The sequence below is a fragment of the Lederbergia graminis genome, assembly GCF_042655485.1.
Taxonomy (GTDB): domain Bacteria; phylum Bacillota; class Bacilli; order Bacillales; family Bacillaceae_C; genus Lederbergia; species Lederbergia graminis.
This window is the reverse complement of sequence record NZ_JBHSMC010000003.1, coordinates 254,017-265,671: the sequence shown is the minus strand read 5'-3', so window position 1 is coordinate 265,671 and position 11,655 is coordinate 254,017. Positions and strand designations below refer to the sequence as shown.

The following is an 11,655-nucleotide window of genomic DNA, read 5'->3' as shown; positions in this document are numbered from 1 at the left end:
GCCAGGATCAAACTCTCATTAAAAGTAGTTTGTAGCTCAAAATTGCTGGTCTTACTTAATTATTGTTAACGCTTCGTTTCGTTCAGTTTTCAAAGATCAAACTTCGCTATTGTGTTTCAGCGACTCTATTAATATACCATGTTAACTTGTCTCTGTCAATCATTTTCGAATAATATTTTTTCGGGATGATTTTTAATAGGAGTTGTTAACAGGAGTTTTATAATAACACCTCTTAAATTCATTGTCAATCCTATTAACGAAAAAATGTTATCCTAAAATAACAAAAGAGCTACCTTAATGACTTAAGGCAGCTCTACTTATATTATTCCCACTCAATTGTTGCAGGTGGCTTGCTAGTAATGTCATACACTACGCGGTTAATGTGGTCTACTTCATTAACGATTCTAGTAGAGATTTTCTCTAGTACTTCCCATGGTATTCTTGCCCAGTCGGATGTCATACCATCAATAGAAGTTACAGCACGAATTCCAATCGTATAATCGTACGTTCTAGCATCTCCCATTACACCTACGCTACGGATATCTGGTAATACAGTAAAGTATTGCCAGATATCTCGCTCTAAGCCAGCGTTCCTAATTTCTTCTCTCAAAATATAATCAGATTCACGGACGATTTCTAATTTTTCTTCCGTTACGGCTCCTAGGACACGAATTCCAAGTCCTGGTCCAGGGAAAGGTTGACGCCAAACAATTTCATCTGGAATCCCAAGCTCTGTTCCAAGTGCACGAACCTCATCTTTAAATAATGTATTTAATGGTTCGATCAATTTGAATTGCATATCTTCTGGAAGACCACCAACATTATGATGTGATTTAATTGTTTGAGCTGTTGCTGTTCCACTTTCAATAATATCTGTATAAAGTGTACCTTGAGCTAAAAATTCAATTCCTTCAAGTTTTGCAGCTTCATCATCAAATACATAAATAAATTCATTACCAATGATTTTACGTTTCTTTTCAGGGTCTGATACGCCTTCTAATTTACTTAAGAAGCGATCCTTCGCATCAACTTTTATTACATTCATATTGAAACCTTCTGTGAAGGTCTTCATCACACTTTCAGCTTCACCTTTTCGTAGTAAGCCATGGTCAACGAAAATACATGTTAACTGGTCACCAATTGCTTTATGGATTAGTACTGCTACTACAGAGGAATCAACTCCACCACTTAGTGCGCATAGTACTTTTTTATCTCCAACCTGTTGGCGAATCTTCTCCATTTCAACTTCAATGAAGTTCCCCATGGACCAGTCACCTTTACAGCCACATATTTCAAAAACAAAGTTTTTCAAAATATCGTTTCCGTAAACAGAATGGCGTACTTCTGGGTGGAACTGCACTCCGTAAAATTGTTTCTCTTCATTACTAATTGCAGCAACTGGGCATGATGGATTTGTTCCAACTACTTTAAAGCCTTCTGGCGCTTTTTGAACTAGATCGCCATGACTCATCCAAACAACTTGTTCTTGAGGAAGTCCTTTAAACAATGCAGAATCTTCTTTCAGTTGTAAAGTAGCTTTTCCATATTCTCTTTCTTTAGCTCTTTCGACATTTCCGCCGAATTGAACTGTCATCAATTGCATGCCGTAGCAAATACCGAAAACAGGGATACCTAAGTCAAATAATTGCTCATCACATTTAAATGCATTTTCCCCATATACGCTATTTGGACCGCCAGATAAAATTATTCCTTTTGCATTCATCGCTTTAATTTCATCTGCAGTAATCGTGTGTGGATGTAGTTCACTATATACTCCAAATTCACGGATTCTTCTCGTAATTAACTGATTATACTGACTACCAAAGTCTAGAACAACAATCATTTCTTGATTATGTAACTCCGATTTACCTGGCATATGAGACCCTCCGTTAACCAGTTCGAAATAGCAAACTGGCAGCATTTCGCGTATTTATTTTAGTCCTCATTTTATACCTGTTCGGAAACACGGTCAACCAGTTGTTCTTTTTATTAAATTTTCCCATAATTCACTTGTACTCTCCCAATTATCCTGGGAGTTATCACCACGATAAATTGCTCGTTCATATTGTTCCGTTAATTTACTCATTTCATCTGTATGAAAATACGAATCTATATTGGAGGAGTAATCTCTAAGCGTTTGTCCGATTTCTCTCTCTAGGCCAATACGTTTCAACTGTTTTAATAAATCTCCATACGCGTGGACAAGTGTATCACTATTATGTTTCCGCTTATATTTCCTTACCAAAATATATGGCATCCACTTACTTCGCTTCCAATATGCCCAAACTCCCAATAATAGTAACACGATAAAACATCCTACTAATACGATCCAGTTTTTTGTGAAAAATGTCTTCATTGTTTCCCAGAAGCTCGTTTTCACTTCTGTTTCTGGCTCATTATTCGTTTCAGTCGGTGTTTCTGGTTCTGTTGGTTCTGGCGTTGTTGGTTCAGTAGGTTGCGTTACAGGTTCTTCCTCTGTTGGCTCTTCCGGAACTGCATTTTCATCGACAATACTAGAAAAATTCGTGAAACCTATCGTTGGTTCAAACGGAACCCATCCTTGTGAAGGGAAAAATACTTCTACCCATGAATGTGTTTCATTATTTGTTACTTCAAATAGCGTACTATCTGCCACCGTATCAATCAGGTGACCTGATGTATAACCTTTCACCCATCTAGCAGGTATATCAACTGCACGCAATAATGTAACCATAGAAGTGGAAAAGTTATCACAGTAGCCAACTTGTGTTTCAAATAAAAATTGATCTACGTAGTCTTGATTTTTACCTGGAACAGCAGCCTTTTCCTGATCGTACGTAAACTCACCATTCTTAAAATAGGCTTCAATTGCTTTCGCTTTATCGTACCAATTATGATGATCCTTCGTCAGTTCGAGAGCTAAATCCCGAACGCGTTCCGGTAATGTATCTGGTAATTGCGTATATCCTTCCAAAAACTCATTGACTAATTCCTCATTTACACCGTTAGGAAGGGAGTAAAATATTGATGTTGTATTACGTAATTCTTGTAAACTATACTGTGGTGTTTCATAACTAACCGCATATTCACTTGGACTGACTATTTCATTTTCAGCAGAAAACGGAATGAATTTCTCCAATGCTGTAATCATCTTTACATTAGATATATCCCCATCTACACCCATAACTCCATATGGATAAATAATATGAGGGTATAGCAGTTTCATCTCAAAATGCGCTCTACGTTGCCGTTCCGTTTCTATCGGGATATCAAACGGCAATCGAAATTCCGTACCAACCCCTACATCCAAATCAGGCACCGCTTCCACCGAAGTTGTCCATCCTTTTCCTGTATACGTGTCTTTAGTTTCTACCTTCCAATAATGTCCTGCAGGACCTGATGTTCTACCTTGTTGTGTCCAAACTTCAAATACTACACTGTCATCACCGATAAAAGGGCCACCTAAATTTGTATCATCTGAGCCATAGCCAATTTTCGAGACGCCTCCATTATTTCTTGGCATCACATTATCGGCATTAGACTTCAAGAATGGCACAGGATCTGGCCATATTGGTCCGGCTTTCGGAGAAACATAGCCAATAAATGTACTAATTAAAATCATTAATGCAAGCGGAACTGTCCATTGCGCTAATAATGAATAGCGGTTCCTAATGTTTTCTTTTTCCAGTAAGCGTTGGAAAAACAAAATCCCTAATAGGATAAAACCTATCATTACAATTCTAACGATTGCCCATTCTGCATTATAAATCGTAAAGGTATCAATAACCGCTATATAAATGACCGTCATCGAATAAAAGACGAAAATTTTCTTGCGAACAGTGAGCCAGTAACGAAGTAAATATGTCATGATCCATAGTAAAATAAAAAAGAGGACCGTACGGAATAAGTCCGTTATATTTACGACATCTAATGAAAATAGTAAGCCAATATTAAATATTACATCTTCGATTAAATAGATACTCCAAGCAATAAAACTACTGTGTTCTCCTGCAAACATATTGTAGAGAAAATATAGGATAAAAACTATTTTTGTTCCTGTTCTTACGGAACTATATAGTGGTAGAACATTGATTATTAAGCTGAGCGCTATAAAAATAACAAAATAGTGGACTTGCCCGGTATTTGTAATATCAGTTAACGGTCTCAGCCATTCCCACAAAAGTAAAAAGCCACAAAAGTATAGGACAAACAAGTATATTTTTTGTTGATTTATCATGCCCTCTCCACCTCTGTAAACGCTGTTCGAAACTCGTCTTCATATAGTGTTTTGATAATCAACCCTTTATATAGTGCAGCTGATTTCATTTGCAGTTCCTTCTCATTCATTTGTTCTCCACGTTTACGAATATAGTAGACAATGATAGTCCCTCTTCTTCGTAAAAATAATCCGGCACTTTTAATAAACTCTTGATCAAGCTTAGAGGTTATCACGAGTAAAACAGCAGGTTGTCTAAAAATAACCGTTTCACTTTCGAGAATGTTCGCTAATTGTAAATCACTATCTGGTTTTACTTTTGCTAGATGATGAAAAATTTGCTTTTGTTGCTGTTCTCCACCTCTAATCGGAATAAAAGTTTTATCTGCTCCTACAGAAAATAAACCTACTTGACCGCCGTGCGATAAGATAGAATTTGTTGCAGAGGCAGCGAAGACGACTGCCTCTTCGAAACTAGGAGATGCTGTTCGATCTAGTACAAGCAACAAATCATTCGTCTGTCTTATTTCGAACTCTTTCGATACTAATTCCTGTTTCCTAGCAGTTGCTTTCCAGTCAATCCAAGAGAATCGGTCGCCAGGTTGGTACTCCCTTACTCCTGCTACAAGAGTAGTGTCTTTCTGAAATTGTAGTGCAGAGGCTGTGCCCCCTTGTTCAAAGCGACTTTCTAGTGGTCGATAAGTGAGCTCTTCATAGCGTGGATACACGAGTATTGTCTGTTGGCAATCAAACCAATGCTCCTTCTCCGTAAGTCCAAGCGCATCCCCTGCCATTAATCGAACTCCTTCAAAAACGTGTTCCCCTCTTGGCACATTTTCAATGCGATATGAATAAGAGAGCATTTTTTTAAACCCTGGGAATATAACTTGTTTATGTTGATCCGTATTAATACCTTTAGGTAAAATATCTTCCACGATTAAAAACAGAATCGGAAAAGCTCTTTTTCTTGTAAGTGTAAGTTTAACGTTCACATGGTCGCCCGCTCCAAATTCTCGAGCTTCTAACGTACGCTCTACACCAAATTCTTTTATCGGATAGATTAGTAATAAAATAGAATAAATAGCAAATGGTATAAAACTGAAAAATAAGAACCAGCTTACAAATCCACCTTGGAACATTGCATAGGAGAATGTAACAGCAACAAGAACGAATTGAACTATTAATCCCAATACCGGTTTAATCTGCGCTATTATTCTGGAACGATGATTTTTCATTTTCATTTATAATGTACAGCCCTTTGTACTGGAACATGGGTATTTTCCATAATGTCATGTAATAATTGTTCGGTAGATAAACCTTGATATTTCGCATCTGGTTTTAAAATAATGCGATGAGTAAATACATAAGGCATTAAATACTGGACATCATCTGGAATGACGAAATCTCTACCAGCAATAAATGCATATGCTTGTGCTGCCTTCATTAACGCAATAGAAGCACGAGGACTTGCACCTAAATATATATTTTCATGGTTTCTAGTTTGTCTTGCTAAATCGACAATATAATACTTAATCGTTTCTTCTACATATACATCTTTTACACGGTTTTGTAATTCTATTAATTCATCGAGCGATATGACAGGTTCCAGCTCATCTATTGGCGCTACTTTTTGAGAACGTGTTAATACTTCCATCTCTTCCGCTAGGCTTGGATAGCCCATTTTCATTTTTAAAAGGAAACGGTCTAGTTGTGCTTCTGGTAGTGAATACGTCCCCTCATATTCAATCGGGTTTTGAGTCGCCATTACAAAGAAAGGTCTCTCTAAATTTAGTGTCACTCCATCTACGGTTACACTTTTTTCTTCCATTCCTTCTAATAAAGCTGATTGAGTTTTGGGTGAAGTTCGATTTATTTCATCGGCCAAAATGATATTGCCTACAATTGGACCGGGTCTAAATGTAAATTCCATTTCCTTTTGATTATATATGGAAACACCTAATACATCAGAAGGTAATAAGTCAGGGGTAAATTGGATTCGTTTAAACGAGGCATTGACGGACTTTGCTAGTGCACGTACCATCATTGTTTTTCCTACACCTGGAACATCTTCCAAAAGAACATGTCCTTCTGCTAGTAATGCTACTAAACTAAGTCTTGCTATATCTGTCTTTCCGATCATTACTTTCTCAATGTTTTGAAGAATTTTATCCACTTGAAGTTGTAGTTCGTTTGACATAATTCCACCGCCATCTCTATTTTTTTCGCGTTAATAATAATATTCTGTCTATTTTGTAAAAATCCTTCTCTTAAACAAAAAAAGACTAAGATTAATGTCATCATAACATTTTTCTTAGTCTTCATTTGACCTATTTCCAATAATCATCGAAAATACTTACCGGTAAATGACGTTTATGGGCAGATTTTCGATACAAAGCTTCAATTGTATTTCTTGCTGTATCATGCACTTCTTTTCCTTCTAAATAATCATCGATATCTTCGTACGTAACACCGAGCGCTACTTCATCTGGAAGTTGTGGACGATCATCCTCCAAGTCAGCAGTCGGAACTTTATTATATAAATGTTCTGGGCAGTTTAGTTCCTTTAATAACGCTCGCCCTTGACGTTTATTCAAACGAAATATTGGCACTAAATCTGCAGCTCCATCGCCGTGCTTTGTGAAAAATCCGGTTAACGCTTCTGCAGCATGATCTGTTCCTAAAACAACACAGTTATAGGTTGCAGCGATACTATATTGAGCTTTCATACGTTCCCTTGCCTTCTCATTTCCTTTTGTAAAATCGGAAATTTCCACACCAGCTTCTTTTAAAGAAGCGACACTCGCATCAACTGCAGGTTTTATATTAATTTCATATTGTACAGAAGGTTGAATAAATGCAATCGCATCTTCTACATCCTTCGCATCCTTCTGAACTCCGTATGGAAGTTTTACAGCGATGAACTTATACTTTTCAATCTCTCGTTCTGCATTTAGTTCATCTACAGCCATTTGAGCAAGCTTACCTACTAACGTAGAATCTTGTCCACCTGAAATCCCAAGTACAAATCCATTAAAGAAACTATGCTTTAACACATACTCTTTTAAAAAATCAATGCTTTTTCGAATTTCTTCTTTTGGATCAATTTGCGGCTTTACTTTTAGTGCTTCAATGATTTCGCGTTGTACATCGTCCATTCTGTAAATCCCTCCTATAGCTTTGATTCCCTTTTAATTTTTGCTACTTTCTCTTTTACATCTTCAATATTTCGCATTTTATTATCCCAGCATTTTTGGCTGAGGTCTACAGGATATTCTTCCGGATTTAGCGATCGTTTATATTCATCCCACAAGTAGCTAAGGCTTTCTTTTGCATATGCTTGAATTTCACGAAGTGCTGGTAATCGATATACTTGTTCCCCATTTTCAAAAATGACTTCATGAAGGTTGATAGCATCAAAGTCAGTCACAAATTTACTGATATACGTATGAACCGGGTGGAACATTTTTAGACGAGGTTCATCTTCTGGGTTCTCATCCCATAATGTGATGTAATCACCTTCTGATTTATGATTTTGCCTATTTACGATACGATAAACCTTTTTTCTTCCAGGAGTCGTTACTTTTTCGGCATTACTGGAAATTTTGATCGTATCTTGCATTTCTCCATTTTCATCTTCAATCGATACAAGCTTATATACTGCTCCAAGTGCTGGTTGATCATAGGCAGTAATTAACTTTGTCCCAACTCCCCATGAATCTATCTTGGCGCCTTGGGCTTTAAGGTGAACAATTGTATACTCATCTAAGTCGCTTGATGCGAAAATTTTAGCATCCGTAAATCCAGCCGCATCTAATTGCTTTCTCGCTTCTTTTGATAAAAATGCCATATCACCGCTATCAAGACGAATTCCAATAAAGTTTATTTTATCGCCTAGTTCTTTTGCCACTCGAATTGCGGCAGGCACGCCTGATCGTAATGTATCGTATGTGTCAACAAGGAAAACACAATCACGATGACTTGCCGCATACTTCATGAAGGCAGTGTAATCATCACGGTATGCTTGCACCATCGCATGTGCATGTGTTCCTGCTACAGGCATATCAAATAGTTTCCCCGCTCTAACATTACTCGTTCCATCAAAACCACCAATAAATGCCGCTCTTGTCCCCCATAATGCTGCATCCATCTCTTGCGCACGACGAGATCCAAATTCCAATGCCACTTCATCGCCGACAACTTGTTTAATTCTGGATGCTTTCGTCGCAATGAGTGTTTGGTAGTTCACAATATTAAGTAATGCTGTTTCGATAATTTGTGCTTCTGCAAGAGGTGCTTCCACTTGGATTATTGGTTCATTGCTAAAAACAACTTCGCCTTCTTTCATGGAACGAATCGTGCCCGTAAAGCGCATATTTTGTAAATACTCTAAGAAAGCTTCATCATAATGGAGGTCTTCTCTTAAATAGGCGATATCTGTTTCACTGAAGCGAAAGTCATTTATAAAATGGATTACTTTTTCCAACCCTGCAAAAATCGCATAACCATTTGCAAAAGGTAGTTTTCGAAAGTAAAGGTCAAATACAGCTTTCCGATTGTGAATGCCGTCCTCCCAATATGATTTCGCCATATTTATTTGGTATAAATCTGTATGCAATGTTAAGCTATCATCTTTGTAATGGTCATTCATTTTTCCTACACGTCCTCTAGTCCATTAAGTTTAAGTGAATTATTTACTTAGTTTCTCAATTAAGCTTGGTGTATACTCATCAATATGTAAATCTGCTTGTATATCAGGGTTTTGGAATGCGCAAGTTTTTAACCCGACTGCTTTCGCAGGAATTAAATCTAGTTCTCTGTCACCAATTGCCCAATCCAAATCATATTTATCATGTAGATAACGATATGCTCCTTCATCCGGCTTTCTTGGATACCCATCATCATCTGGACTTATAATCTCGTTAAAATAATGCATCAGTCCAAATTTCTTTAACAATTTACGCGTAGATGCTTGTGTGCGATGTGTCACAATCACATTTATATCTGCAGCTTCTAAGATAGTTTCCACTCCTTCAAACGGAGGACAGCCAGATTCTGCTCGAGCATGATCCAACTCTTTAAACCTTTCTCGATACTCTTCTGAAATTCCATAATATGCGAACGTTTCTTTAGATGTTCTTTTTAATAAACGCAAGGCTTCTTCTTGATCGACTGGCTTACCAAGCGCCTCTTCATGAACGGTACAAAAGCTCGCTAATATTGCTGGATATGTATTGAATATCGTTCCATCCAAATCCCATAGTAATTTCAACAATAGACACTCCCTAGTTGTACGATTTTTATCTTTTTACCATATTAACACTTTTCTTTTTTATTTTCTTGTAAAGATAACCTTTATGTCCAATTCTCTAGTAATTTTTCTTCATCCGACGTAATATGATATAATAATTATAATTTTACGAAAAATCAATTAAAAGGACGGAGGGATATACATTAAAAAGTTTTTTATAATCGGATGTGCCATTACTATTATTCATTTCATTATCGGAATTGTTACGAGTGACTGGGTGTTCGTCTTAAAAGTATCTGGTACGATTGTAGTAGCACTTTTACTACTAACCGGCATCTTTACGGGGGCACTTGCTGGTGGGGATAGAATACGATCTAACTATCACACGGAATCAAAAAGTGCCGCAGACGAGCGAATAAATTGGGTAAAAGGTTTTCTTATAACAGCACTTCCTATTCTCATTTTCATTATCATTGTGCTTATCATTGATTATTTTTATTAATAGCTCTGTTAAACTCTGTTGTTGATTTTCGCTCCTGTACACTCGCTTCCGCGGGCACGGCCTCAGCTAACTTGGCAAAGAAAACCACTATCTTCGGCTCGTGCTGTTCCCGCAGGAGTCTCGTGTACATCCACTACAATCAACTAAGTTCTTAACAACAATGAACTTTAACAGAGCCTTATTAATAGTTAAATGGACTACTCCCTTGAAGGTTGAATAAGGGAATAGTCCATCTTTATTTTTTCGCCCCAAACCAAGCAGGACGTTTCTTCGTAACAAGCCATTTTTTCTCTAGAAATTGGTCAGCTGCAATACGCATAAAATCATCCGGGATTTTTTCTAATTTCTTTATGTACCCTTTTGTGGTGACGAGCAAATGATCATGTGCATGATAAACAATTTGCTGGTACTCTATTTCGCCATTTAAATAATTGATTAATGCTTGGGCTGTATGCTTTTGATAATCAGATAAGTATTGCTTCATTTCATCAAACTTTAGTAGCGATACCGTCATTCTAAGACTGCCTTGATGTTGCATTAATGCGATAGCTTTTTGCCTCGACGCTTTACGAAATTGAATAATTAAATCTCTCATTTCTTCAAATGTTGCTTCATCTAGTATTGCTGCATTTGTGAAATCATATTTTTGCAAATTACTAGCACTTTCATGCATCTGCATTTCTGCCATTTTTACAGACTCTAAATACGCAATCGCCTCGTCAAAATCCTTAAATAATTTTAACGGCTTACGATTATTTTTGTCATAACTAGTCACAATAATATCTTTTAGCTCTTTTAACGATTCAATGCGTTTCTCATTCTCTTCGATATCGATGGATATAGAATACTCTAAGTCCTTCTCACTGATCATATGAGCGTATAACATTTGGTAAACATTCATGCAATGTTGAGCAATATGCTCTTGCTCTACGACTTTTCCTGTATGATCAACTACGTGAAAGTGATGAAAATGTTGAGCAGCAATTTTACCTGAACGTCCAGAATATATCGTAATTAGGCGATATTTTTCATTATTATATATAATTTCAGGGCTCATAAAGGCTAGTTCTAAAGCACCAACAAATGGCTCCGCAGCTTTTCGATATCTCCCCTCCACTGGGACTAATGCAGAAGGTGGTCTCACTTCATTTGCCATGGTACCACTCCTTTCTAAAATTATATCTATGATTCGTTTCTTAGTTCGTATAAATGTTTTATAGCTCGTTTTTTACTAGTACGGAAATTTCTTAGCGAATTTGTTTCGACCTTTGTTTCCATTTGAAGGGGATCATACTTGAGGTTTTGATTCCCGTCTATGATGTTTTTTCGATTGAATGGGAATCATACTTGCGGTTTGATTCCCTTCTATGACGTTTTTTTGCTTTAATGGGAATCATACATCCGTTTTGATTCCCTCCTATGACGTAATTTCGATTGAACGGGAATCATACTTGCGGTTTGATTCCCATCTATGACATTTTTTTGCTTGAATGGGAATCATACTTCCGTTTTGATTCCCTCCTATGACGTTTTTTACTTCGATGGGAATCATACTTGCGGTTTGATTCCCTTCTATAACGTACTTTCACTTGAACGGGAATCATACTTGCGGTTTGATTCCCTTCTATGAGGTAATTTCGATTAAACGGGAATCATACATCCGTTTTGATTCCCATCTATGACGTTTTTTCACTTGAACGGGAATCATAC

General features: G+C 37.1%; 9 protein-coding genes. 1 reads left to right on the top strand and 8 read right to left on the bottom strand.

From position 1 onward, the window contains the following. Window positions 1–322: 322 nt before the first annotated feature. The 7 genes from guaA to ACFPM4_RS05815 form a co-directional block, all read right to left on the bottom strand. Window positions 323–1,876 carry a glutamine-hydrolyzing GMP synthase gene (guaA, locus tag ACFPM4_RS05845; protein WP_382348917.1) on the bottom strand — a complete coding sequence of 518 codons (1,554 nt, stop codon included), beginning with the start codon at window positions 1,874–1,876 and terminating at the stop codon, window positions 323–325. Window positions 1,877–1,969: 93 nt separating this feature from the next. Beyond that, window positions 1,970–4,216, bottom strand: a complete 2,247-nt coding sequence (locus ACFPM4_RS05840; RefSeq protein ID WP_382348914.1) for a transglutaminase TgpA family protein — start codon at window positions 4,214–4,216, stop codon at window positions 1,970–1,972. Next, complete coding sequence (locus ACFPM4_RS05835) at window positions 4,213–5,430, bottom strand: DUF58 domain-containing protein (protein WP_382348911.1); 1,218 nt, start codon at window positions 5,428–5,430, stop codon at window positions 4,213–4,215. Before ACFPM4_RS05835 ends, ACFPM4_RS05840 begins: the two co-directional genes overlap by 4 nt. A 2-nt stretch (window positions 5,431–5,432) precedes the next feature. Further along, a complete protein-coding gene (locus tag ACFPM4_RS05830; RefSeq protein WP_144929072.1) occupies window positions 5,433–6,392 on the bottom strand; it encodes an AAA family ATPase in 960 nt (319 codons plus the stop codon). A 130-nt stretch (window positions 6,393–6,522) separates the two neighbouring features. Further along, complete coding sequence (gene nadE, locus ACFPM4_RS05825; protein ID WP_382348907.1) at window positions 6,523–7,350, bottom strand: ammonia-dependent NAD(+) synthetase; 828 nt, start codon at window positions 7,348–7,350, stop codon at window positions 6,523–6,525. A 14-nt stretch (window positions 7,351–7,364) separates the two neighbouring features. Continuing rightward, window positions 7,365–8,843, bottom strand: coding sequence for a nicotinate phosphoribosyltransferase (locus ACFPM4_RS05820; protein WP_382348904.1), 1,479 nt, complete (start codon window positions 8,841–8,843; stop codon window positions 7,365–7,367). Between the two features lie 39 nt (window positions 8,844–8,882). Next, window positions 8,883–9,464 (bottom strand): HAD-IA family hydrolase, encoded by a 582-nt coding sequence (locus tag ACFPM4_RS05815; RefSeq protein WP_382348901.1) that lies wholly within the window; start codon window positions 9,462–9,464, stop codon window positions 8,883–8,885. A 256-nt stretch (window positions 9,465–9,720) separates the two neighbouring features. On the opposite strand from ACFPM4_RS05815, the gene ACFPM4_RS05810 reads away from it, so the two are divergent. Beyond that, complete coding sequence (locus ACFPM4_RS05810; RefSeq protein WP_144929080.1) at window positions 9,721–9,945, top strand: DUF5316 family protein; 225 nt, start codon at window positions 9,721–9,723, stop codon at window positions 9,943–9,945. Window positions 9,946–10,180: 235 nt separating this feature from the next. Here ACFPM4_RS05810 and ACFPM4_RS05805 read toward each other — a convergent pair whose 3' ends face one another. After that, on the bottom strand, window positions 10,181–11,101 hold the full coding sequence (locus ACFPM4_RS05805; protein ID WP_382348898.1) for a hypothetical protein: 921 nt from the start codon (window positions 11,099–11,101) through the stop codon (window positions 10,181–10,183). Window positions 11,102–11,655 lie beyond the last annotated feature (554 nt).